The organism is Pedobacter sp. CG_S7, from assembly GCF_040544395.1.
Classification (GTDB): domain Bacteria; phylum Bacteroidota; class Bacteroidia; order Sphingobacteriales; family Sphingobacteriaceae; genus Pedobacter.
The window spans coordinates 11,586-35,900 of record NZ_JBEONS010000029.1; the positions used below are offsets into that span (position 1 = coordinate 11,586).

Consider the following 24,315-nt stretch of genomic DNA (forward strand, 5'->3'; position numbering starts at 1 on the left):
TTAATTAAATGTTAGGTAAAGTAATGGTTTGGGTATCAAAGATCTCGTTGTTTTGAATAAATTCATATTCAAATTCAAGTGCTTTTAGGACTACTAAATGTGAGATCCAATAAGCCAGGGTACTTTCTGCTCCTTGATTTCGGTTTACTCCATGAGGTTGCAAACCATCTCCACAACCTTTGGTTTCATGGTCGTAAAGGGGTAATCTTAAGCTGTTTTCTCCAAGAAACCATTGATAACTTAAGTACATCTGTTTAATATACTTCAAGTCATGCGTTATTTGATAGCTTTTAAAATACATCAACACCATGGCCATGGTTTCAATGGCCTGTTGGTCGTAAATTGCCATTTCTGCGGTCCTGTACAACCAGCCATCATTTCCAATCGGACTTAAATAACCTTTGTCCAATGTAAGTACTGTTAAAAAATTCAGGCTTTCTAAGGCAATATCTAAAGATTCCTGATGATGTGTGATTTCATAATGAGAAAGCAGTGCCAATGGCAAAATGGCATTATCGTAAGTCAGTTTCTCTTCAAACCAATACCAGTTTTCCTCTTTGTTTTTTTTATAGGCGGCAATCAATGGAACAGACAGCTTATTCATTTCATCTATCATAGCCTCATCATAAGGTTGGGCTTTTAAGTAATGACCTAAACCAATTATGGTGTTGGCGATACCTCTAAGGTGGTGTAGTTTATTGAAATGAGGAATGGATTTACTAAATAACTCTTTGGCAAATTCCCTATAGGAATTATTGGGTGCATTATTAATCAAGTAGCCTAAGGACCAGATGGTTCTTCCAAATGAATCTTCCGACCCTACCTCATCAAGGTATTCCCTTCTGAAGCTGAGGAAATTCCTGAAGTTACCGTCATCACACTGCATATATTGAATGTAACTCAGGTATACTGGCAGTAATTGCAAAGCAACTTTACTCTTGTTTTGTTGGTAAGCCAGAATAACGGCAATCAAAGCCCTGGCATTATCATCCAGACAATAGCCTTCCTTTAAATTTGGAATACCATATTTTGCATGTTGAACAATACCTGTGTCATCAGTTAAACGCTGTATATGAGCCAGACTGAAAGCAGGCATCAGATCAGGATCAATGATAGGTTTAGTCTCCTCTTTGGCCAAGTTAGACTCAACTATAGCCTTTTTCAAGGTCTGAATAAATACTTTTCCAATATTTGGCCATCGAAGGTGTAATCCATATTGAAAAGCATTATTTTTAAGCAGGGCATAATTTTTCTGGTCATCAAAAAGATCATTTACAATATTTGCCAAAGCGTCCTGATTTCTAAAGTCAAATAATTTACCTCTGTTATCTGCAAGCAACTCCTGGGCGTGCCAATAAGGAGTTGAAATAATTGCGGCACCTGCACCTATGGCATAAGATAAGGTACCGCTGGTAATTTGTGCTTCGTTGAGATAAGGAGTAATGTATAAATCGCAAGCGGTAAGGTAATCATAAAGTTCATTTTCAGAAACGAACTTATTAATGAAAACGATGTTATTCTCGACCTTTAATTTCCTCGCTAACTTTTTCAGGCTGTCACGATATTCCTCTCCTGAATTACGAATAACACCAGGGTGGGTGGTACCCAATATTACATACATTACATTAGGGTGTTTTTGCACAATTTTGGGTAGGGCTTGAATTACAGTTTCAAGGCCTTTATTTCTGCTTATTAGTCCAAAAGTAAATAGTACTTTTTTGTTGTTAAACGGTTTAGAGAGTTTTACTGGATTATTTTTTTTAGGTTCCAAATCAGGAGCCCCATGCTCAATTAATTGAATTTTATTTAGGGGGATATCATAAATGCTAGTTAAAAACCCTACTGCACGGTTACTCATTACCACAATTTTAGCAGAATATCTTGCAATTTCCCTCACTATGGTGAGCTGCATAAAGTTTGGATCTTTTAATATGGTATGTAAGATAGTAATTAAAGGTTTCTGTAATCTGGCAATCAGTGGCAGCACATAAACACCATTGTCGCCACCATAAATTCCGAATTCATGCTCCAGTATACATACATCCGATAAACTGGTATTGATGTAATCGGCACCTCTAATGTAGTCTTTTTGGTTATCTTGTCTGATAATGAATTTCACTTCCTTAGGGTAATGATAGGTATCAAGGCGATCTGAGTCGTTCATTGCAACCACAAAACTTTCATTAGACACTATTTTTTTATCACAACCAATGGCATTCAATAAATTAAAATTGAACGTGGCTATTCCACATTCGCGAGGTGGATATGAAGATATATAAGCTAATTTCATAATTTAACATAAGTATACACTTAAAACAATTAAACAATTAAAATGTTCGACTGATAAATTGCTGGATGTCAAATATTTAGTTTTATGACAAAAAAAGGCAGACTAAATATAGTCTGCCCAGGTAAAAGAGAGGTTATTGTTTTACCGTTTCTGGTTGGTTGTTGAGGAAAACAAAATTATGTTCAAACATATCTAATTTTATTTTGCTGTCTTTATCTACTTTTCCAGCCAAAATCTCTTTTGAAAGTTCATTTAATATGCGTTTTTGTATTACTCGTTTCAGTGGTCTGGCACCAAATTGAGGATCATAACCCAACTCAGCCAGCCAATCCATAGCTTCAACTGATGCGTCTATTTCAATGCCCATCTCTGCAAGGGTTTTCTGTACTTGTTTGAATTGAAGTTCCACAATATCCCTTATTTCAGTACGGTTTAAAGGCGTAAACATGATCAGCTCATCAATGCGGTTTAAAAATTCCGGTCTTATGGTTTGTTTCAAAAGGTCAAACAATTCATTTTTAGTTTTAGCAATAACCTCATCACGATTTTCTTCATCTAGGTTTTTGAAGTTTTCCATGATCAGGTGAGAACCAATATTGGAAGTCATGATGATAATGGTGTTTTTGAAATTAACCACTCTACCTTTGTTATCCGTTAAGCGACCATCATCTAATACCTGTAGTAAGATGTTAAACACATCAGGATGTGCTTTTTCAATTTCATCGAGTAGCACTACAGAATAAGGTTTTCGGCGAACTGCTTCAGTAAGTTGGCCACCCTCTTCGTAACCTACATAGCCAGGAGGCGCACCAATTAACCTGGAAACGGAATGCCGTTCCTGATATTCACTCATGTCAATACGGGTAAGTGCATTCTCATCATTAAATAAGAACTCGGCTAAGGCTTTTGCTAATTCTGTTTTACCCACACCCGTAGTACCTAAGAAGATAAATGACCCAATAGGTTTACGTTTATCCTGTAAACCTGCACGGGACCGGCGTATGGCATCTGAAATCGCTTCTATAGCTTCCTCTTGCCCCGCAACTCGTTTATGTAATTCATTTTCCATGTGAAGCAATTTTTCCCTTTCACTAGAAATTAATTTAGTAACCGGAATGCCTGTCCAACGCGCTACCACACCAGCAATATCTTCAGCGGTAACTTCCTCTTTAAGCATGCGGCCTTCCAGCTGCTGACTTTCCAGTTCAACATTCAGCTTTTCAACTTTATCTTGTGCTTCTTTTATTTTACCATAACGAATCTCAGCAACCTTGCCATAGTCGCCTGCCCGCTCCGCCTGGTCAGCCTCCAGTTTGTAGTTTTCGATCTGTTCCAGGTAATTATTTATGCCATCAACAACATCCTTTTCGCTTTGCCATTTTGCTTTTAGCTGATCCCTTTCTGCCGAAAGATTAGCTATTTCTTCTCCCAGACTTAGAACTTTACGGTCGTCATTTTCCCTTTTTATGGCTTCCCTTTCAATTTCAAGCTGCATGATTTTACGATTCAGCTCATCTACATTTTCAGGAACACTATCCATTTCCATGCGTAATTTTGAAGCAGCCTCATCCATTAAATCAATGGCTTTATCGGGTAAAAAACGATCAGAAATATACCGTTGTGATAACTCTACAGCAGCAATAATGGCTTCATCTTTAATTCTTACTTTATGGTGAGTTTCATAACGTTCTTTTAAGCCACGCAGAATAGAAATAGCATCTTGGGTATCTGGTTCATTAACCATTACTTTTTGGAAGCGACGTTCTAATGCTTTGTCCTTCTCTAAATACTTTTGGTATTCATCTAAAGTAGTTGCACCGATAGCTCTGAGTTCACCTCTGGCCAAAGCAGGCTTTAAAATATTTGCAGCATCCATGGCCCCTTCGCCACCGCCGGCACCAACAAGGGTATGTATTTCATCAATAAATAAAACAATGTCACCATCACTTTGGGTTACTTCTTTGACTACCGCTTTTAAACGCTCTTCAAATTCTCCTTTATATTTAGCCCCTGCAATCAAAGAGCCCATATCCAGGGAGTATACCGTTTTAGTTTTTAAGTTTTCAGGTACGTCACCTTTAATAATACGGAAGGCTATACCTTCAGCGATAGCAGTTTTACCAACTCCAGGTTCTCCAATAAGGATAGGGTTATTTTTAGTTCTTCTAGAAAGTATCTGGATAACACGTCTAATTTCCTCATCACGACCAATTACAGGATCGAGTTTGCCAGATTCGGCATATTCATTTAAATTCCTTGCATATTTATTTAGTGCGTTGTAGGTTGCTTCCGCATTTTGATCAGTTACTCTGTTATCTCCGCGCAGTGATACTACCGCTTTTTTTAAGTCTTTTTCATTTACGCCCTGATCTTTTAATAGCTTTGATGTATCATCATTTGCTGCTAGAATTCCCAGTAGCAGGTGTTCTACAGAAACAAACTCATCTTTAAATTCTTTAAGGTAAGACTGGGCTTTTTGCAGTGCACTATTAGAATTTGAAGATAAATAAACATTACTGCCACTCACCTTAGGGAATTTTGCAATATTGGCATCCAGTTGCTGGTTAAGCACATTTATGTTTACATTTAGTTTCTTTAGTACATAAGAAACTACATTTTCATCAACATTAAGCAAACCTTTAAGTAAGTGTGCTGTCTCAATAGCCTGTTGCTGGTTGCCTAAGGCTATATCGGAAGCTTGTTGAACTGCTTCCTGGGCTTTTATAGTGAAGTTGTTGAAGTTCATACTAAACCTTGCACAAAATAAATGCCATGGAGTAGATGCGACAAAATGGCAAGGGAAGAATGCAGGTAATGTAGGGGTAAGGAAGAAAGATCCCGGAACAAGTCCGGGAGCAAAGCGATTATTTTAAAACTTCTTTTAATTTCTCTGTTTGATGGTCAGCAAGTTTTTTCAAAGGACCTGCGGCCAGCATTTTCATCATCATGTTTAAATCCGCAGAAATGATGTGTGTAGCAATAGTACCACCGTTATCACTAGGTGCAACAGTCCATTTTAATTCAAGATCAAAAGGAGGTTTTTCGGTAGGTAAAGCAATTAATTCCTGATTAGGAATGCGGTTTGAGATTTTAATTGCAAGTTTAGCCATATTTTGTATGGTAAAACTAGCTTCATCTTCTGTAGAAGACCAGTTATAGATATTTTCTGGCATCAATTGCTGGTGATTATTTAGATCAGCAAGAAATGTATACACCTTTTCTACCGGCAAATTTATTTCGGTAGCGCTTTCAATAACAGTCATTTATATTTTAAGTTAGTTGTTCTAGTCCTTTTCCCCATGCAGCAGGGTCTTTACGCCAGTTGGCTAATAATTCTACATCATTTTGGCCAATAAAACTATGTTCTGCTGCATATTGTATTAGCGTATTGTAATTTGATAAGCTGGAATACCTGCATTTTGCTTGTTTAAAAGCCTCATCAGCCTGGTCAAATCCATAAGTAAAAATAGATACTAGTCCAGCTACGGATAGACCTGCGTTTTTCAATGCTTCAATAGCCTGTAAGCTGCTTTTTCCAGTAGAAATTAAGTCTTCAATAACAACAACGCGTTGTCCTTCCACAATTTCGCCTTCTATTAAACTGCCAGTTCCATGATCTTTCGCTTTGGCCCTCACGTAGGCAAATGGTAAACCCAGCTCTTGTGCTACCAGTACACCCTGAGGTATACCAGCAGTAGCAACTCCAGCAATTAGATCTACAGAGCCAAACTCTTCCTGAACCAATTGCGTAAGCTTCTGTCTGATGTATGTTCTAACTGAAGGATGTGACAGTGTAATTCTATTATCGCAATAAATTGGAGATTTCCAACCCGAAGCCCAAGTAAATGGATTATTAGGTTGTAACTTTATTGCTTTAATTTGTAACAGAAATTCAGCTACCTTTAATTCAATTTCACTTTTATTATACATGGATCAAAAATACAGAATATATATTAATGAGAACACTTTGTTTTTAACAGATACCCTACCTGTACAAAACAAAGAAATGAAACAACTTGATTTACAATCATTTGATTTTCCAACATTTTATAAAAATTTAGATAAGGGGGCGAAAAAACAATATGTTTTACTTACTGAGAACCCAAAAGCAGCATTTAAAATGATTAAGCAAAATTGTCTTTTGATTAAGGCTGCAGGAGGTTTGGTACGAAATGCAAATGATGATTATCTATTTATTTTCAGAAATAAAAAATGGGATTTGCCAAAAGGAAAAGTAGAAAAGGGAGAAAAGATGAAGGAGGCAGCAGTACGGGAAGTTGAAGAAGAGTGCGGTGTTACTATTTTAAGCAACGGTGAGAAGCTGTGTAAAACATTCCATATTTATCAATTGGGAAATATAATTGTTTTAAAGAAGACCAATTGGTATGAAATGACCGTTAAGGGGAAGCCAAAGTTGATCCCTCAAAAGGAAGAGGGAATAACTAAAGCTGGCTGGTTCGGAAAAAACGACTTGGAACCACTACTTAAAAACACCTATCTATTGATTTTAGACGTTCTAGTTGCAGGAAAAATCAGGTAGCCTATAATAATGCCAGGGCTTCTGAAGGTAAAAATTGACTGATATCGCCGTGGTTACGTAGAATATCGCGAACAATAGTAGAACTGATAGCAGAATATTCTGGTTTACTTAAAATAAAGATGGTTTCCACTTCGGGCATCATGGTTTGGTTGATTTGGGATATGGCACGTTCATATTCAAAATCACTAACCGACCGGATTCCTCTTATCATATATTGAACGTTGAGTTTCTTGCAAAAATCAATTGTAAGTCCTTCATAGAGTTTTACTTCAACATTGTTGAAGTTGGAAAAACAGGCGCTAACAATCTCCTGACGCTTTTCGGCCGAGAGATAACTTTGCTTAGAGCTATTCAAGCCAATCCCAACTATTATTTTATCGAATAAGGGGAGGGCACGTTTTAATATATCAACGTGAGCAATGGTAATGGGATCAAATGAACCAGGGAATAGCGCTGTTCTCATGTTAAATGGTGTTTGGTTTTTCAAAAAAACTAAATGAAGAGTTTCCATATTTCCTGGTTTGTTTATAGCCAGGTTGAGACTCTAACCTTAAATTTGTGGGGTGCTCTACAATCAGGACGCCATTGTCTGTTAATAAATTATGCTGCAATACCAATTGAGGAATCAAAGGAATAGTAGGCATATCGTAGGGTGGATCTGCAAATATGATCTGGTAAGATTTTTCATGTTGTTCCAAAAACTTAAAAACATCAGCTTTCTGTAAATCGATGCCTTGTAAATCGTATTTTTGAATTACAGATTTAACCCAATAAATGCAGCCAGAATGTTTGTCGACTGCTGTTATGGCGGAAACACCCCTCGAAGCAAATTCAATACTTATATTTCCTGTACCGCAGAAAAGATCAAGAACTGCACAGTTGTCGAAATCATAAGCATTGAACAATATGTTGAACAAGGCCTCTTTAGCCATGTCTGTTGTTGGTCTTACTGGTAAATTTTCTGGGGCATTTAAACGAATACCTTTAAGCTTTCCTCCAATTATACGCATAGGTCGATGGCTAATAAACTACCATAATAATAAGCTGGCATATCCTCTAAAATGGAACAATCAATTTCCTTATTTTGAGGCAGGCTGAATTGTAATTGTTCAAAATATTTCTGAAGGATATTATAATTTTGATCATTCTCATTAATTATTCCGCTTAAAAACACAGGTGTTTGTTTAAAATCTATTTGAAGTTGTTTTATGAGCAGTAAAAGGTAATAATTAAATTCATTGCCATTTTCTATTTCAAAGTTGTTTTTAAAAATAAGTTTGTTGTTGGTGATTTGTATAACAGTAAAAGAAAGCGAAGTAAATTCAAACAATAGTCCATTTTCAATTGCTTCAGCCAGTATTAATACCGGCATACTCTGTTCATGTTTGCTGGTTATTTTGAAATGGTTATCAAGCTCATTCTCTAAGCTTTGTTTTAAATTAAAAATAGAAGTAAAATCAAAAGCAGCATTATTTTTGATATGCAGCGTCTTAGAAATGTCGCCTGAGAAGAAGTTAGTATAAGCATTTAAGTCTTTAGCATTATACAATTCGTTAGGAACAGTGATACAATTGCTAGTAGATACCGCTATTTTAACCGTTTTATAAGGGTAATTGAGGTAAGGATCATTTTTTATTTTAGATTTTAACTTATTTGCCACGTTCCTGCAGTCCTGCTCGTCATAAATGGCTTCAAGGTTTTTACTGTCTTGATTAATAATGGCATACGAAAAACTATCGTTTGTAATTTTCAATAGCAAATTACAATGAGGTGCCATAATAGGATCGAATTCCGGATCAAGGAGCAGGATGCTGTTCTTCATATTCATCTTAGCAAAATTAATTCTTTTTTCTATAACCACACCATTGCATATTTGTAAAATGGATAAAGCAACGATGATAGCCCAATCTTATCCTTTTGCACCAACAGCAGAACAGTTGGAATTTTGCAGGGAGATGGCCCATTTTTTACAGGGTGAACTTGATGGAAAGTGTTTTATATTAAGAGGTTATGCTGGAACTGGAAAAACAACTTCGGTTGCTGCATTGGTAAAAGCATTGCCGGGTTTTAAATTAAGGTCTTTGTTATTGGCACCTACAGGTCGTGCAGCGAAAGTAATGAGCAGCTATACTGGTAGGAAAGCATTAACGATACATAAAAAGATTTACAGGAAACGTATAGCTGTATCTACAGAATTAGCTTTTCAGCTTGCGCCCAATCTGGCAGAAAACACCCTGTTTATTATAGATGAGGCATCTATGATTGCTGATGAGTGGAATACACAGAATGGATCTTCTTTTTTAAAGGATCTGATGGAATTTGTTTATAACCAAAAGAACTGCGCAGTATTGTTTGTGGGCGATACGGCACAACTTCCACCCGTGGGTAGTTTAGATAGTCCTGCTTTAAATAAAGAATACCTGTCTGCTCAATTCCATTTGAAAGTTGTAGAAGTAGAGTTGAAAGAAGTAGTACGTCAAGAAAAAAAATCTGGTATATTAGTTAATGCCACAATGTTACGGCAATTAATTAACGATAATACAGCCGTAAATAAAGAAAATAGTGGTCTGCATAAAATAAATCTTCCTGCGTTTATAACCGCCGGATATAAAGATATTTTCAGAATGACCGGTATTAAGTTGGTAGAAGGGTTGGAATATGCCTATAGAAAATTCGATATCGAAAACTGCCTGGTGGTTTGTCGTTCTAATAAATCGGCAAATGTATATAACCAGCAAATAAGGGCTAGGCTGCTTTATAGGGAGGAGGAGTTAACAGGAGGTGACCAGATTATGGTAGTCCGAAATAATTATTTCTGGTTACCAGATAGTGAAGCTACTTCATTTATTGCCAATGGCGATATGGCCAGAATTACAAGGGTTAGAAATGAAGAAGAACGTTATGGTTTTCGGTTTAGTGAGGTACAATTAGAGTTTTTAGATTATCCTGAAGCGGGTAATATTACCTGTAAGGTGATGTTAGATACCCTGCAGGCTGAAACACCCAACCTTTCTTATGAACAAAATAAAAAACTTTATGAAGGTTTGAGTTTAGATTATGAACACATTAAGAATAAAAGGGAGCGTTTACTTGCAATTAAGGAAGATCCTTATTATAATGCACTTCAAATAAAATTTGCATACGCCGTTACTTGTCACAAAGCTCAAGGCGGGCAATGGGATGCCGTTTTTGTTGATCAGGGTTATTTAACAGAAGAAATGATAGACCTTGATTTTTTACGATGGTTATATACTGCAGTGACCAGAGCTAAGAAAGAATTATTTTTAGTGAATTTTGCACAAAATTTATTTACAAGTCCAATGGAAGAAATATGAAGTTTGCCTATTCTATTAAAAACAAGACGACCATTGCCGTGATGCTTTTCTGTATTATGGGTTGTTCTATACTGATCCGGGTTTTGGAAGATAAAAGTATTAAAGACATGAATAATGCTTTTATTTCAATGTATAATGATAGACTTATTCCTGCAACGGATTTATTTTATTTAGCACAAAATGTCTATGGAAAGCGTTACCTATTAGAAGAAGCTTTATATAATGCTGATTCCATTTCAATTGACCATAGTTTTTTAAAGAATAAATTGGCCAGACAAAACAGCGTCATTGACTCGTTGGTTCATAAATATGAACAGACTTTTCTAATTAAACAGGAAAGGGAGCAATTAAACGAACTTAAATTACTGTTAATCGATACTAAGAAAATAGAAAGCAAAATTTTGCTGAGTAGCGATCGGCATTCCATAGTTGCGGCCAGGCAACTATTTGAGAACCAAGGGAAAGCCTCTTTTTCCACTACTACCAAAAAATTGGCTGAACTGACAAAAATTCAAACTGAAGTAGGACAGGAGTTGATCAGGAATTCTGAATTTGCAGTTTCCGGCTCTAAAATCTACTCCAGCTTACAAATAGCATTGGCAATAATTATCGGAATACTTATTGTGTCCATTGTATTTGCTTCTAATGTAGTTAAAATCCCTACTGATAAATTTAATTTGAATTAATGCTTTTCTGGCTTTCTGTTAGATACAGCGGTACGGTAAATGGTAACGAGCGCAATAACTAGGCAAACAGCTCCTAAGCTTAAAGTAATTTCAGTATCGGTCATTAATGTGCAGATTGTATTCATGATTTAAATTTTCGATCAAGGTAGATAAAATTGCATAAAGTTTAAAATTATCAAGCTGAAAATTTTGTTCGAAGAGATTTTCAATGAATTTTGGATAATTAACGAGCATAAAAAAGGGGTTGAACTTCCCAGTAAAACCCCTTCTTTTGAGTATCGACATCCACCGATTAAGAATAATAAAACAAATTTATAGGAAATTTATTGACCAAAAAATGATCAAAGTCACTTTTTAAGAACCAGTATTAGTTTTGAGGCTAGTTATTTCTTTGCTTAAATATTTAGTTGGCTACTTATATATGCATTTAATTAACGAGGGCTTTTGAATCTTTAAAAAGGTAAGATTCCATCTCATTAGTTTCCATAATATTTGCCTGGAGCTTAACGATTAATGTATCTACGCCATTATCCATTTCATTAATTTCCTCAATATAATATTGAACGTCATCTGAAAAAATATGCACATGGAAATTCTTAAAATGTCTGTAGGCATTAAAATAAAGTTCACTAACATGTTTAAATTCATTTAAACATTCAATCATGCCAAGGTTCAAATTATAGGCGGTTGAATAAAGTTCCTTTAACTCAGTTATTTTATCGTTATTCCTCATGATGGGAGTTTTTAAGTTAATAATTCATACGCTAATATATTAATTTTATTGATTGTATGTTAATAGATTTATTTTTTTTTATATATTTTTTTTAGGGTGTTAGCCATAACATCTTTTTCTGTCAATTCTAAGTAGAAGGTGGCTTAAAATAGGAAAGGAGGCCGTCTTTAAGTCAGAATAATAGGTTCTTATTTTAATTTTGAATATTAAAAGGATTAATATTTTATTGTTATTCAATGTGTATTGACTGTTACTTAGGAACAATTGAGCGTCAGATCGGCGCAAAAACGAAGTGATGTTATAATTTTAGCTTATATAATAATTTTAGCTTATATAAGTTAATATAATGTGTCTGTTGTTTGCTTTATTTCTAAAAATCATTTTACCTGCCAGATGCTGATGCAGTGACTTTATTTTGAAAAAACAGAAAGCTTAATGATTTGAGTTTCTCAAAAAAAGGAGTTGTATAGTTTATTTAATGATGTTAATTTGCTTGTCATCAAGTTTACTTTTTTAGGTCGTTGGCAGGTCCTTACGAGGTGGTTGGTAGGTCCTTGCTAGGTCTAAATGACCTAGCAAGGACCTACCAACCACCTGGCAAAGTCTTATCAAAATAGCAAGGAGGTTGGCTTAAATTTGCTGTTTATACTGGTAAGGCGAAAAGGTACCATAAACTTTTATTAAGCTGAAAGCAAGTCCTTAAAAGGGTTTAAAAAGGAGAAACTTTTCTTATAATCTTTGATCTCTTTTTCTGTGAGAAGACATTCTTCCAGGTCCTTATTTAGCTGCTCATTATCCATATCTTGCCCAATAAATACAAGTTCATTGATACGGTCTCCAAAATTTACATCCCAGTTTTTGTGTATTTCTTCCAGGTTATCTCCGTAATCTGAATAAGTTTTTCTTTCGTTTTCTGTCATGCTAGCCCACCAAACTCCGGCAGGATCAATGCGAAGTGAACCACCCGCTTGCGAAAAGTTTATCGCACTGTCTGGCATAGCTGCTAAATAAAATATTCCCTTTGAGCGAATAACGGTTTGAGGGAAATCGTGGTTAATGTAATTCCATAAACGTTCAGGATGGAAAGGTTTATTGGAACGAAAAACAGTTGAACTGATACCATATTCCGTTGTTTCTGGCTGGTGTACTTCTTCCAATTCCTTTTTCCAGCCCGCACCTTCTGATGCAGCTTCAAAATCAAACATTCCTGTGTTCAAAATCAGGCTTGGATCTATCTCTCCGAAAAGTGTTTGATGGATAATGGCCTTTGGGTTCAGCTTTTTAATCAAAGCCTCCAGTACATTTAATTCTTCTTTAGTTACCAGATCTGTTTTATTTAACAAAATCACATTTGCAAATTCGATCTGATCTGTTAGCAGATTCACGATGGTCCTCTTGTCTGCAAGATCATCAACCATGTTTCTGTCAAGGAGTCTTTCTGCTGAGCCAAAGTCCTTGTAAAAATTATAAGCATCCACAACAGTCACCATCGTATCAAGGGTACTGAATTTACTTAGGTCAATCCCTATAGTCTCATCAATAAAGGAAAAGGTTTGTGCTACTGGTATAGGCTCAGAAATGCCAGTACTTTCAATAAGTAAATAATCAAAACGGTTTTCTTTTGCCAGCTTTTCCACCTCAATCATTAAATCTTCCCTCAATGTGCAGCAAATACAGCCATTGCTCATTTCCACCAGTTTTTCTTCCGTTTTGGATAAAGTGTTTTGATTTCTAATCAGGTTGGCATCAATGTTTACTTCGCTCATGTCGTTCACTATCACCGCAACTTTAAGGTCTTGCTTGTTTCTTAAAATCGCGTTGAGGAGGGTTGTTTTGCCGCTGCCTAAAAAGCCGCTTAAAACGGTTACAGGTAATTTGTTTATCATGTTAATGCAATTATGTTGCAAATATATATATCAGAATCATATATGCAACATAATTGCGTCTATATTTGGATTTATTAAATGATCAAGTGTTATGAAACAATTAAAACTCAAAATGAATTTGGATCGATTTGGCATTACTGCTTCTACTTTATGTGCCATACATTGTGCGGTGCTCCCTTTTATGTTAACAATATTACCACTATGGGGACTAGGGTTTTTGGCAAATGAAAGCATAGAGTTGACAATGATTTCAATTTCAATAATTATTGGCGTATGGTCTTTGGGCCGTTCTTATTGGCTAAGTCATCGCAATTTGTTACCAACATTACTTTTGATCTTCGGATTTGTATTTATAGCATCAGGTCATTTTTTGGGGATAGCAGTTCTTGAACCTATACTTATACCACTCGGTGGATTTACCATAGCCACCGCTCATTTGATAAACCTACGCCTGTTTAAATCTTTTACTGCAAGCCATGTTCATGAGTAAGCGATTAAAAAAGGCTATTCGGGAGATAAATAACAATAAAAATCATGTAAACATGTCTAAGACAAATAAATTATTTTTAATGGCAGCGTTGCTAATGATTACAACATTGCAGCCGGCTTGCAAGCATGGTGCTCAAGATGGTATGGAGCTTTACAAAAAGTATGCCCTCAAGAATCTGGCAATTAAAAATGTTCAAAAGAATTTAAAGGTGAAAAATGATTAAAATAGAAATCACTTTCAAATACTTATGAAACTGGCGATCGTTTAAACTTTACCGATTGGGAAATTACAGCTATGGCGCATTGGTTGTTGCTGGGTGCTTCTGGAAGTGGTAAGAGCACTCTTTTAAATCATTTAGCTGGTTTACTTAAGCCTACTGAGGGGAAAATCATGGTCAATGGTCAGGATCTTTATCGGCTATCTGTAAGGGAAATGGATCGATTCCGTGGTCGGAATATTGGAATTGTTTTCCAACGCCCACACCTGATCAGTTCACTTAATGTGATGGAAAACCTTGAGGTTGCTAACACTTCGGCGGGGATTACAGTAAATAGGGAGCGAAATTTATCATTATTGGAAGATTTAAACCTCCAATCGAAATGTAAAAATTACCCCCATCAACTTAGTCATGGGCAGTTACAAAGGGTTATTGCCAAAACTCTTCATAAAGACAACTAGCAATGAACAGACTTTTTTTAATGCTAATATTATCATTAGGTTTCACTGCAGTTGCTCAAAATAAAAAGCACGACCCAAATGATCAGATTAGGTCAATGAACTGGGATCTAATTGGCGCTGTTAAATTTGAGTTGACAGCTAAAAAGGAAGTATTTCCAATATTCTCCGAGACTATAAAGCGTTTTCATAACAGTCCCTTTGATTTAGTGGGCTACCTCATTCCAATAAAAACAGGTATTAAACAGCAAAAGTTTTTATTCGCAACGTTACCTATCGACCAATGTTTCTTCTGTGGTCAAAATGGGGTTCCAATAATGATTTTGGTTGAAATGAATACTCCTATTGAATATACCACCAAACCCATTAGGGTGAAGGGGGTTTTAAAACTGGCAAAAACAAATGCAATTTATCAGCCTCCAATATCAATTGAACACGGTAGGTTAATTATCTAAAAATTCATAATTACTTTAGTTCATTTATTTTTTTTCCAGGAGTTTATTTATCTTTTTTTCAAAGTCAGCTTTATATTTAAGGTGATATTCTCCTGTACCTGGTCCGGCAAAATCTGAAGTAATCGTACTTACTTTTCCGCTTTTATCTAAAATTATAGTGCTCGGAAAAACACTAATATTGGTTAGTTGAGGTAATGTTTTTTCTGTTCTTTGAGGATCAGAAACGGCAACAGGCGTAATGAGTAGGGGGTATTTGACATTAAATCTTTTCTGGAACTTACTTAAGCTCTTTTTTGAACGCACAAAGTCTGTGGAGTATTCATAGGCAAGACCAATAACTTCCACGCCACGATCTTTATTCTTATCATAATATTCGCTTAAGAAAGCAGTTTCGTCCATGCAGTTCGGACACCAGGAGCCCATCAGTTGAATGATTACTACCTTGTTCTTAAATCTCTTATCTTGTATTGAAACCTGTTTTCCGTTGAGATCTTTAAAGCTAAAGTTAAGGGTTCCATCTTTACCATCTTTAAGTCTTAGTGGGTTAGTAGCTAACAACTTAACGCTGTCATCTTTTTTTGCGTGCCATTTTTGTACAGGGGCGTTACCGCTATAGATTTGACCATTAACTAGGCTGTCTGCACTTATTTTGGCGGTAAAAACCATAGCATGTACACCATCAAAAGTAGAAACAAATAATTCATCGCCAGTTACAATTCCAGAGAGATACCTGTAATCTCCCGAAGGAGTAAGAATAGAGCCACTTACCTTATTTCCCTGTTGTGAAAAATTACCGATTGCTGCTGTAGAAGTTCCACCTTTTTTTATTAAATCTACGTCCCACTTACCTTGCGCTTGTTGTTTTGCATCGCCATTTAAAGCTAGAAAGCGATAGGGAATTCGTGCAGAAGCAGTAAATGGCATTATGATATCTTTTTGGCTTGCTTTTCTGATCCATGAACCCGAGAGGCTATCTTTAGAAATGATTTTCAGTTTGAAAGAAGACTCAAAGACAGGCATGTTGATAAAAAGGGAGTCTTTTACCTGGCGTACATCATCGACAAGCATTCTTTCTGGTTCGTTGACCACATAGAAAACGGTTTTCCCATTTAACTGTTCGATAGCTAAATTGAAAATAATCTTATTTCCGTCGGCTCTGTGGAGCATTGCATTCCAGGTTCCCTGTTGTAAGGTGGATTGTGCATTTGCAGCAAGAGAAAATATTCCGATGATACTAAGGAGTACTATTTTTTTATACATCATAAAAGCTAATAATTGTAACGGTATACGTTAAGCTAAAGTATTTGTTTTTCGGTTTGCAATAATTAGACCAATTTCATTTTTAAAGCGGTAAAATCATGTAATGTAAGTAACAATTTAATAGGGTTAATTAATTTAATTCACGTGAAGGGAGACCCTCGGTGAACCGAACTGGTTTTACATCTCCTGATCCTTCCATTTCAAAAATTTCAAGCTCAAAATATTTTGCAGCAGCAAGCAGGTGATCAAAAATATCTGCCATAATGTGTTCATAATCTACCCATTTGGTGGTGCTGGTAAATACATACAGTTCTAAAGGTAATCCATTTGCAGTAGGTGCCATTTGCCTCACCATCATCGTCATATTTTTATGCGTACCCGAGTGACCGGCAAGATAATTGTCTATATATTTTCTGTATAAACCGGCATTGGTTAAGTTACGGCCGTTAATCAGCAGGCTTTTATCAGCACCAGTACGTTCGTTATTTTTATCAATGTCTTTTTGTCTGTGGTCAATATAACTGGTAAGTGATTGTATTTTTTTTAGTCTTACTAACTCTTCAGGCGACAAAAATTTGATAGTTGATTGTTTAATATAAATCGCTCTTTTTATTCTTCTTCCGCCAGATTCCTCCATTCCCCTCCAGTTTTGAAAGGCATCAGATATAAGGGAATAAGTGGGGATGGTAGTAATCGTTTTATCAAAGTTCTGAACTTTTACCGTCGTTAGGTTAATTTCTATCACATCGCCGTCCGCCCCATATTTGGACATGGTAATCCAATCACCAATACGTAACATATCATTTGTTGTAACTTGTATGCTGGCTACGAAGCCCATAATAGTGTCTTTAAACATTAAAAGTAGCACCGCAGAAATGGCACCCATGGCTGTGAAAAATGCAATTGGTGATTTACCTGTCAGGTAAGAAAATATCATTACTGCCGCAAATATGAATATAATGATTTTGATTACTTGCAGATAGCTGTCGATGGGTTTTTCTTTGAAGGCAATACTTGTGCGTAAAGTGTTGCCACCAGATTTGATGACAGACATCACCATCCAGATAACCACAAAAACCATATAAACATCAGACAGCTTATCGAGGTTTTGAATGAGGTGTGGAAAACCCTCAAAAACGATGGGTATGGAAGTTTTAATCAGCGTAAGTGGTGCCACAAGAGCCAGGTAATGTGGAAAACGATTTTCTAAAAGGTATTGAAAAAAAGGAATTTTAGTTTTCCTTGCTATATTAATCAAAATTATGCGAAGGATGCGGCGCACCACATATTGAACAAGTAGCACTAAAATTGCAACAATAAAAAGAAGTGCAAAAAGGTTAACATATTCTGCGGTATTTTCCGGCACTCCCCATTGTACAAGGTATTTATAAGTCGATCGACTAATTGTATTTACAGTGTTATTATTTTCCATTGAATAGTTTAAAGATTTCAGAAATGTTAAAGGAGGTAGGATAGTGAAAATAATTGGGAATGTCAAGATTTACTGATAAAGCTACTTTTCCATGGCTTTAATTTTTAGATCAGCTGGCATTTTTTCAATAGCATAGCGCAAAGCAGTTCTTGGCATTTCTTTTTTATTTTTTAATACATAATTAAATACTGCTTCCTGGTGTAATGCACTTGCGGCTTTAAGCATCCAGCCATATCCTTTTTGCACAAGGTCATCCTGATCTTTCAACAATATATCTGCTAATTGAAAAATGAATTCTAAAAATTTTCCTTTTCGAGCGGGCACTATTAATGAAACAGCTGCAGCACGGCGCATCCATCGATTTTCAGATTTTGCCCATTTTTTTAATAGTGGAAGATATTCAGGGAAAAGAATAAGAAATTCACCGATGGTATGGTTACAAAAAGTATCACATGATGCCCAATTGTTGACATAAGTTTTTACCCATTTTTCAAATATAATAAAGTCGGAAGGTGTAAATTGCTTGCGAAGGGAGTAAGACCAATCACATGCAATAATGGATTCTTCGAGGTATCCTGATTTCCAAAGTTCCTCACATAAGCTAAATAATTCTTCTTTGGGAAGGTCTTTTACTGTTTTAAAATACTTCTTGCTGATCGCTCTTACCTCGGTATTTTTACAGCCATGTAATAATAGCTCTTCTTTAAAAAAACGCTGACTTGATTTCACAGCGGCAGGATCACTGTTTTTCTTTAATTCTTTTCTGATTTCAATTATGATATTCATGGTATATTTTAGTAGCTCACGAAGTTAAATTACCAATGCTATTGAAATTAGAATAACTATACATTTTTCTATAGTAAAAAACGGTGTAGCGTTCTGTTCTACACATTTAACGGCATATAAATAAAGCGAGGCAGACCATGATTGCCAGTCTTGTCCCATAGGCTGTCCATCTTGAGCTTTATACCATTCGTTAAAACCATACTTCAATTCTTTGTTATGAGAAACTGTAATTAGTTCGGTAAGCGTATAAAGTTTTTCTTTAGCCAGCATATGTTTTCCAGCTGCAACAAGTGCTGCAATATGAAAACCAGAAATAAATGGCCAGATTCCTCCATTGTGGTAATCACCAGGGTTATTAAAAATAGCATACCGAGGTTTCCAATCAGCATCATTAGGCATAATAAATGGAAAAAAGTTTGGAGCCAGATCAACAGCTAAATCACCATTTTTTCTCATATTCTGGCATTCAGCTTCAATCCATGAGCTCATATGCTCAGCCCTGCTATGTGAAGCCAGTCCAGATAAGATAGCAATACTATTGCCCAGGAGATCAAATCTTTCACTACTATAACCTTTATAAGACCAAAGGGCGTAAAATGGCTTGGCTTTTACAACCATTCCTTCATGATTGTGTTGAGGTATCGCGTCATTAGAATTTGTATGATGTTGCATAGCGATTCTAAATAAATCAGCACGTTCATGATAATTCAAAACTCTCAGATAAGCGTATACAACCGCATTAACAAATAGACCAAAGCCTAATACCCACTGTTCATCCCGCCAGTCGCTTGTTGGTTGCTGGTCTACAAGATAATCATCAGAAGGACTTTGGTATTCCATCCAGGTTAATGCTTTTTGAACGGAATCTTCCAAAAAGTCGATTTCTCCACTAAATATTCTAAAAATACCTACTGCCAATAAAAATAGGGGAGTAGTATCACTCGCACCACGGTTCTCCGGACTATGAACCATAGATGGGATATGTCCCCTTGCCGATTGGTTTTTGGATAGCGTTTCAAGCGTATTTCTACTCGAAGCAACCAATATATCATTGCCAGATACCAAGGTACCCAATATTGAAATCATCAGGTCTCTTGTGTAAGGCTCCGGATATCCCCATCCTGCCGTGCGTGGAAGTCCATGAAATGGGCCTTTTGCATTATAAAGGAGTACTTCGATAGCGCCTTGTCTAGCATTTTCTATGTCTTGCCAATTTCTGGTTTTCATCACAAATGTGTTAAGTTATATTTAGTCTCTCGCTTGCAATTTTTATAAACTTTGCTGCAACATTCCGGTAGTCGAAATGTGCTATAACTCTTTCACGTCCTGCATTTCCCAATTGTTGTCGCAAGTCAGATGAGTTCATCAAACGAATCAGGCTTTCCTTAATATCGGTTACATTAGCTCTGTAATCTACAGTTCTTGGGACATCAAAAAATATCTTGTGATTTTCCCCATAACCTGATTCAGGACCAATGGTTACTTCATTCACCGCAATCCTTTCACTTATACCTGCTAAAAGGGCTGTTTGTTCATGTATTAAGGTATCAAGCATCCCCATCGCATTAATGCCAATTTACAGGTTTACCGCAAGCTCCGGCTTCTACCTGTGGCATCCCAAATCCTTCTAAACGTGATGGTGCAGCATAAACATCACAGGCTCCAATAAGATATGGGATAAATTGTCTGGAAATAATACTCGTATGAAAGGAGACGTGCTCGCTGATACCTAATTCTTCAGCAAGTATTTTGTCTGCATTACATTGGATCGTTGTTCGGGGTTGTGGCCATACCTTGCAAACGTATTTCCAAGGCGGTAAATCATTTCCGGCAGCAGCTAAAGCTTCCATAACTTCCCTACCACCTTTAGAAGCAGCATCCCCCCCAATTGTCAGAATCATTTGCTCATCTGGCCTAATGCCTAATGCACTTCTAACGGATTGTATTTTTGGGTCATTTTTCGGAAAAGGCTTAAAGGTATCTGTATCACAACCTACCGGAAGCACTTCTATGTGGTCTCCTTTAATGCCATCGCGGATATACATTTCTTTAACCCAGTTGGAGGTAACCAGTATAAGGGGGAGGTCATTTAAAACAGGCTGATAATTACAAATATATCCATCAGCAACTAACCATGGGATAGCTTTTATACCAAAACCGTGTGGATGTAGTACCAATTGAGGAGTATGCCCCCAAAAGCCTGTTCCAACAACAACATCAGGTTTAAACCATTTATAATACCATTCTTTTTCCAATAATGAATCCACATGTACCGCATGCGCATCAACACCATTGGCCAATAAGCCTTTATAAAGCAAGTCTCCTTGTGTCGCTAATCCACCTGGAGTAGGCGGATAATCATATAATACAAGCACTTTCATAATAATGAGTTTCTTTTAAGCCATGCTATGGCAGTTTCTTTGGCTGTAAATCTCCAGAATGCTTCTTTTTTAGGGGTCGTTTTTGCTTCCCAGCTATCTGGGTCAAAACCATAGATTTCTGTCATGATGTTATATTTTTGTTTCCAATATTTGGTAGAAAGGTTAAAATAGAGATTTGCTTGTTTTATTACTTGTGGAAAATACATCCTGTTTCCATCTTCATAAGCAAACGTCAACAGTTCATTGCTGTGCAATTTATCTGCTAACCATAAATTCATTACTGCTTTTCCTATTTCTTCGTGCCTCAGATGTCTTGAGTATTCTCCTGAAGGACTATGTGTGATGATGATATCCCAGGTGTAGGATGGAAGGGCTTTTAATATGAGTTCAGACACGAGATTTAACTCCTGCGGAGTCTGTGCAGGGCCATCATCAAGGTCTTCCATAGCACCTTCCGAGTTGAAAATGTCTAATACTTTTTTAAACTTCGGTGCCCGGTCGGGGTCGTATTTCCTGCATAAACAAAAGATGAAGGTATCCCATTCCGGATGAAGTAACAATGTTCCGCCAGCCCACAAAGTTTCATCATCGGGGTGGGCAATAATGACAGCAATTTTTTTTCCCTTCATCACAATTTGATTTGCTATGTTTTTAACCAGATTATGCTGGATTTGTTTTATTGCTTTATATGGAATCCTGATTCGATGTTTAATATGAGATTTAACTGATTTGATGATTCAGAAGAATAAAGAAGCCTGTTAGCAATTGCGGCTGACAATAACGCTTTGTAAAAAGCAATCCGAAATATTAAGGTCAATCAAAAGGTCTCAAGGTGTTTAAATCCTATTTTTAATGGAAGAATGTTGTTGAAATATTATCAATTAAAGGTTAATGCCAAAATAGCTTATTAAAACGCTAAAAAGTGCTATTTTTTTTCAAAATACGCCAAGTATCTTTACTAAAGTAAACCAAATATTGTTTTATTAATCTTAAAAGAAAGTTTAATTTTTAGTTACATCACGTAATAAAAAAATCTTTAAACTTTCAAATAGGGTATTAAACAAAGCTTTAAACCAAATAAATTCTTAAACCGTATGAAACAACAATTACTAAAAAAAGGTAAGTTGATTTTGTTTCTTTTTTTTGTTTTATTATGTAATGAAAGTTTTTCGGGCATCGTAAAGCCAACTTTCAGGGCTGGCAAACTTTTAAAAAGGACAATGTATAACAAGCCAGAAAAAATTGATAACTATTTTTATCAAAACAAAGAAATTAGTGGTACCATTTCAGACATCATTGGTCCTATGTCGGGTGTAGGTGTTTCTGTAAAAGGCAATCCGGGTATTGGGACTTCAACAGACATCAATGGGAAGTTTAAGCTGAAAGTCCCCAATGAAAATTCAATATTGGTGTTTTCTATGATAGGTTATGCTACTCAGGAAGTCCCGGTCAAAGATAGGACTGTCATTAACGTTATTTTAAAAGAAAATGTAAACCAACTCGAAGAAGCTGTAGTAGTTGCTTTTGGTACCCAGAAAAAGGAGTCTATAATAGGTTCAATCACTACAATTAATCCTTCAGAATTAAAGGTGCCATCAAGTAATTTAACGACGGCACTTGCTGGTCGGATGGCTGGTATTATAGCTTACCAGAGAAGTGGAGAACCGGGTCAGGATAATGCTGCATTTTTTATACGGGGGGTAACAACATTTGGAACAGGTAAAAAAGATCCTTTAATTTTAATAGATGGAGTTGAGGTTTCAACTACAGATTTAGCACGTTTACAGGCCGATGATGTTGGCAGTTTTTCAATTATGAAAGATGCTACAGCAACAGCTTTATATGGTTCAAGAGGGGCCAACGGTGTGGTTTTAATAACGACCAAAACTGGAAAAGAGGGGCAGGCCAAGATTAATTTCAGGTTAGAGAATTCCATATCTCAGGGAACTAAAAATGTGGAACTAGCTGATCCAATTACCTATATGAACCTTCATAATGAAGCTGTATTAACACGTAATCCACTTGGAATCCCTATCTATTCCCAATCAAAAATTGATAATACTTTAGCAGGTACCAATTCGTATGCTTTTCCTGCTACAGATTGGCAAAGTGAATTATTAAAGAAAAGTACAGTAAACAGAAGGGCAAACTTAAATGTAAGTGGTGGAAGCCCGGTTGCAAGGTATTATGTTGCAGGAACATTTAATCAGGATAACGGCATTTTAAAAGTTGATAATAGGAATAATTTTAATAACAACATTGACCTGAAATCTTACTCCTTACTTTCGAATGTTAATGTAAATCTTTCGAAATCTACAGAAATGATTGTTCGCCTGCGTGGTAATTTTGATGACTATTCAGGCCCGGTTGGTGAAGGGAGCGGTGTTTACAGAGCAATAATGAGAACTAATCCTGTTTTGTTTCCTGCCTATTATCCTGCAACCGGTGATTTGCAATATACACAACATATCTTGTTTGGAAATGATCCTGAAACAACCTATATCAATCCTTATGCTGATTTAGTAAAGGGATACAAAGAATATTCTAGATCAAACATGCTTGCACAGTTTGAGATAAAACAGGATCTGTCAACCTTATTAACAAAAGGACTTTCAATAAGAGCAATGGCGCAGACATTAAGGAATACTTTCTTTGACGTTTCCAGAGCTTATAATCCTTATTGGTATAATGTAGGGATGTATGATAAATATACACAAGAATACAATATAGTGAATAGTAACCCTGATGGGGGTACAGAATACCTTAATTATAATCCTGGACAAAAAAGCGTGTCATCAAACTTCTATTTGGAATCTGCAATAAACTATAACCGCACTTTTAATAAAAGTACTTTTGGTGGTTTACTCGTGTACATGATGCGTAATAACATTACAGGTAATGCAAGTGATTTACAATCTTCTTTGCCATTTAGAAATGTTGGTTTATCAGGCCGGGGAACTTACGCCTATGATAACCGCTATTATTTAGAAGTAAACTTTGGTTTAAATGGTTCCGAAAGATTTTCACAAAGTGAGCGTTTTGGTTTTTTCCCTTCTGCTGGTGCAGCATGGTCTATTTCTAATGAGAAATTCTTCCAGCCATTTAAAAATATAATCTCAAAATTAAGGATTAGAGGAACCTATGGATTGACAGGAAATGATCAGATAGGAAGAGATGAAGATCGCTTCTTTTTCTTGTCTAACGTAAATATGAATAATTCTGGTAAAGGTGCCATTTTTGGTAGAGATAATGGTTATTCCAGGCCAGGTGTCAGGGTCAACGCATAAAAATAGTTAAAAATCAGATGCTTGTTAACATTTTGTGGATTTCGTGTTAGGATTTTTTTGTTTGTTTTGCTTTATTTAG

At 36.2% G+C, this 24,315-nt stretch carries 26 protein-coding genes; 9 read left to right on the forward strand and 17 right to left on the reverse strand.

The window, feature by feature from the left end; genetic code table 11:
* Positions 1–4 precede the first annotated feature (4 nt).
* Positions 5–2,290 carry a glycosyltransferase family 4 protein gene (locus AAKU52_RS13655; protein WP_354334424.1) on the reverse strand — a complete coding sequence of 762 codons (2,286 nt, stop codon included), beginning with the start codon at positions 2,288–2,290 and terminating at the stop codon, positions 5–7.
* A gap of 133 nt (positions 2,291–2,423) precedes the next feature.
* Complete coding sequence (gene clpB / locus AAKU52_RS13660; protein ID WP_354334426.1) at positions 2,424–5,036, reverse strand: ATP-dependent chaperone ClpB; 2,613 nt, start codon at positions 5,034–5,036, stop codon at positions 2,424–2,426.
* On the opposite strand from clpB, the gene AAKU52_RS13665 reads away from it, so the two are divergent.
* Positions 5,026–5,163: a hypothetical protein gene (locus AAKU52_RS13665; protein WP_354334428.1), complete on the forward strand. Its 138-nt coding sequence runs from the start codon at positions 5,026–5,028 to the stop codon at positions 5,161–5,163. The two genes, clpB and AAKU52_RS13665, sit on opposite strands and share 11 nt — an antisense overlap.
* Here AAKU52_RS13665 and AAKU52_RS13670 read toward each other — a convergent pair.
* Both AAKU52_RS13670 and pyrE read right to left on the reverse strand, forming a co-directional pair.
* The gene (locus tag AAKU52_RS13670; RefSeq protein ID WP_354334430.1) at positions 5,155–5,553 is read right to left on the reverse strand and encodes an SRPBCC family protein; all 399 of its coding nucleotides are present in this window, start codon (positions 5,551–5,553) and stop codon (positions 5,155–5,157) included. The genes AAKU52_RS13665 and AAKU52_RS13670 overlap by 9 nt on opposite strands.
* 7 nt (positions 5,554–5,560) lie before the next feature.
* Positions 5,561–6,220 carry an orotate phosphoribosyltransferase gene (gene pyrE, locus AAKU52_RS13675; RefSeq protein WP_354334433.1) on the reverse strand — a complete coding sequence of 220 codons (660 nt, stop codon included), beginning with the start codon at positions 6,218–6,220 and terminating at the stop codon, positions 5,561–5,563.
* Between pyrE and AAKU52_RS13680 the strand changes: the two genes are divergently transcribed.
* Positions 6,219–6,830 carry an NUDIX domain-containing protein gene (locus AAKU52_RS13680; RefSeq protein WP_354334435.1) on the forward strand — a complete coding sequence of 204 codons (612 nt, stop codon included), beginning with the start codon at positions 6,219–6,221 and terminating at the stop codon, positions 6,828–6,830. The genes pyrE and AAKU52_RS13680 overlap by 2 nt on opposite strands.
* A gap of 1 nt (position 6,831) precedes the next feature.
* Here AAKU52_RS13680 and coaD read toward each other — a convergent pair whose 3' ends face one another.
* From coaD to AAKU52_RS13695, 3 genes are read right to left on the reverse strand one after another with little or no spacing between them, the layout of a single operon-like run.
* Positions 6,832–7,293, reverse strand: coding sequence for a pantetheine-phosphate adenylyltransferase (coaD, locus tag AAKU52_RS13685; RefSeq protein ID WP_354334437.1), 462 nt, complete (start codon positions 7,291–7,293; stop codon positions 6,832–6,834).
* A gap of 1 nt (position 7,294) precedes the next feature.
* A complete protein-coding gene (locus AAKU52_RS13690) occupies positions 7,295–7,840 on the reverse strand; it encodes an RsmD family RNA methyltransferase (RefSeq protein WP_354334440.1) in 546 nt (181 codons plus the stop codon).
* Entirely contained in the window at positions 7,831–8,658 is an 828-nt protein-coding gene (locus AAKU52_RS13695) for a DUF3822 family protein (protein ID WP_354334442.1), read from the reverse strand. Before AAKU52_RS13695 ends, AAKU52_RS13690 begins: the two co-directional genes overlap by 10 nt.
* Positions 8,659–8,710: 52 nt before the next feature.
* Between AAKU52_RS13695 and AAKU52_RS13700 the strand changes: the two genes are divergently transcribed.
* Positions 8,711–10,165 carry an ATP-dependent DNA helicase gene (locus AAKU52_RS13700; protein ID WP_354334444.1) on the forward strand — a complete coding sequence of 485 codons (1,455 nt, stop codon included), beginning with the start codon at positions 8,711–8,713 and terminating at the stop codon, positions 10,163–10,165.
* Entirely contained in the window at positions 10,162–10,851 is a 690-nt protein-coding gene (locus tag AAKU52_RS13705) for an MCP four helix bundle domain-containing protein (protein WP_354334446.1), read from the forward strand. Before AAKU52_RS13700 ends, AAKU52_RS13705 begins: the two co-directional genes overlap by 4 nt.
* Here AAKU52_RS13705 and AAKU52_RS13710 read toward each other — a convergent pair.
* The 3 genes from AAKU52_RS13710 to AAKU52_RS13720 form a co-directional block, all read right to left on the reverse strand.
* Positions 10,848–10,976, reverse strand: coding sequence for a hypothetical protein (locus AAKU52_RS13710; RefSeq protein WP_354334448.1), 129 nt, complete (start codon positions 10,974–10,976; stop codon positions 10,848–10,850). The genes AAKU52_RS13705 and AAKU52_RS13710 overlap by 4 nt on opposite strands.
* Positions 10,977–11,278: 302 nt before the next feature.
* Entirely contained in the window at positions 11,279–11,584 is a 306-nt protein-coding gene (locus tag AAKU52_RS13715; RefSeq protein WP_354334449.1) for a hypothetical protein, read from the reverse strand.
* Positions 11,585–12,264: 680 nt separating this feature from the next.
* Positions 12,265–13,470 carry a GTP-binding protein gene (locus AAKU52_RS13720; protein WP_354334452.1) on the reverse strand — a complete coding sequence of 402 codons (1,206 nt, stop codon included), beginning with the start codon at positions 13,468–13,470 and terminating at the stop codon, positions 12,265–12,267.
* Between the two features lie 91 nt (positions 13,471–13,561).
* On the opposite strand from AAKU52_RS13720, the gene AAKU52_RS13725 reads away from it, so the two are divergent.
* The 4 genes from AAKU52_RS13725 (at position 13,562) to AAKU52_RS13740 (ending at position 15,090) form a co-directional block, all read left to right on the forward strand.
* Complete coding sequence (locus AAKU52_RS13725; protein WP_354334454.1) at positions 13,562–13,960, forward strand: MerC domain-containing protein; 399 nt, start codon at positions 13,562–13,564, stop codon at positions 13,958–13,960.
* Positions 13,953–14,183 (forward strand): hypothetical protein, encoded by a 231-nt coding sequence (locus AAKU52_RS13730; protein ID WP_354334456.1) that lies wholly within the window; start codon positions 13,953–13,955, stop codon positions 14,181–14,183. Before AAKU52_RS13725 ends, AAKU52_RS13730 begins: the two co-directional genes overlap by 8 nt.
* A gap of 62 nt (positions 14,184–14,245) precedes the next feature.
* A complete protein-coding gene (locus tag AAKU52_RS13735) occupies positions 14,246–14,638 on the forward strand; it encodes an ATP-binding cassette domain-containing protein (protein ID WP_354334476.1) in 393 nt (130 codons plus the stop codon).
* A 2-nt stretch (positions 14,639–14,640) separates the two neighbouring features.
* Positions 14,641–15,090 (forward strand): hypothetical protein, encoded by a 450-nt coding sequence (locus AAKU52_RS13740; RefSeq protein WP_354334458.1) that lies wholly within the window; start codon positions 14,641–14,643, stop codon positions 15,088–15,090.
* A 24-nt stretch (positions 15,091–15,114) separates the two neighbouring features.
* Here AAKU52_RS13740 and AAKU52_RS13745 read toward each other — a convergent pair whose 3' ends face one another.
* The 7 genes from AAKU52_RS13745 to AAKU52_RS13775 all read right to left on the reverse strand — a co-directional run bounded on the left by AAKU52_RS13745 (position 15,115) and on the right by AAKU52_RS13775 (position 21,578).
* Positions 15,115–16,353 carry a peroxiredoxin family protein gene (locus tag AAKU52_RS13745; protein WP_354334460.1) on the reverse strand — a complete coding sequence of 413 codons (1,239 nt, stop codon included), beginning with the start codon at positions 16,351–16,353 and terminating at the stop codon, positions 15,115–15,117.
* A gap of 127 nt (positions 16,354–16,480) precedes the next feature.
* Positions 16,481–17,782: a mechanosensitive ion channel family protein gene (locus AAKU52_RS13750; protein WP_354334462.1), complete on the reverse strand. Its 1,302-nt coding sequence runs from the start codon at positions 17,780–17,782 to the stop codon at positions 16,481–16,483.
* A gap of 81 nt (positions 17,783–17,863) precedes the next feature.
* A complete protein-coding gene (locus AAKU52_RS13755; RefSeq protein ID WP_354334464.1) occupies positions 17,864–18,568 on the reverse strand; it encodes a DNA alkylation repair protein in 705 nt (234 codons plus the stop codon).
* Positions 18,569–18,592: 24 nt separating this feature from the next.
* Positions 18,593–19,795: a glycoside hydrolase 100 family protein gene (locus tag AAKU52_RS13760; protein ID WP_354334467.1), complete on the reverse strand. Its 1,203-nt coding sequence runs from the start codon at positions 19,793–19,795 to the stop codon at positions 18,593–18,595.
* Positions 19,796–19,805: 10 nt separating this feature from the next.
* Positions 19,806–20,129, reverse strand: a complete 324-nt coding sequence (locus AAKU52_RS13765; protein ID WP_354334469.1) for a glycosyltransferase family protein — start codon at positions 20,127–20,129, stop codon at positions 19,806–19,808.
* 4 nt (positions 20,130–20,133) lie between these two features.
* On the reverse strand, positions 20,134–20,949 hold the full coding sequence (locus tag AAKU52_RS13770) for a glycosyltransferase family 4 protein (RefSeq protein WP_354334471.1): 816 nt from the start codon (positions 20,947–20,949) through the stop codon (positions 20,134–20,136).
* On the reverse strand, positions 20,946–21,578 hold the full coding sequence (locus AAKU52_RS13775) for a PIG-L family deacetylase (protein ID WP_354334472.1): 633 nt from the start codon (positions 21,576–21,578) through the stop codon (positions 20,946–20,948). Before AAKU52_RS13775 ends, AAKU52_RS13770 begins: the two co-directional genes overlap by 4 nt.
* Before the next feature lie 465 nt (positions 21,579–22,043).
* Here AAKU52_RS13775 and AAKU52_RS13780 point away from each other — a divergent pair, with 465 nt between their 5' ends.
* The gene (locus AAKU52_RS13780; RefSeq protein ID WP_354334474.1) at positions 22,044–24,236 is read left to right on the forward strand and encodes a SusC/RagA family TonB-linked outer membrane protein; all 2,193 of its coding nucleotides are present in this window, start codon (positions 22,044–22,046) and stop codon (positions 24,234–24,236) included.
* Positions 24,237–24,315 lie beyond the last annotated feature (79 nt).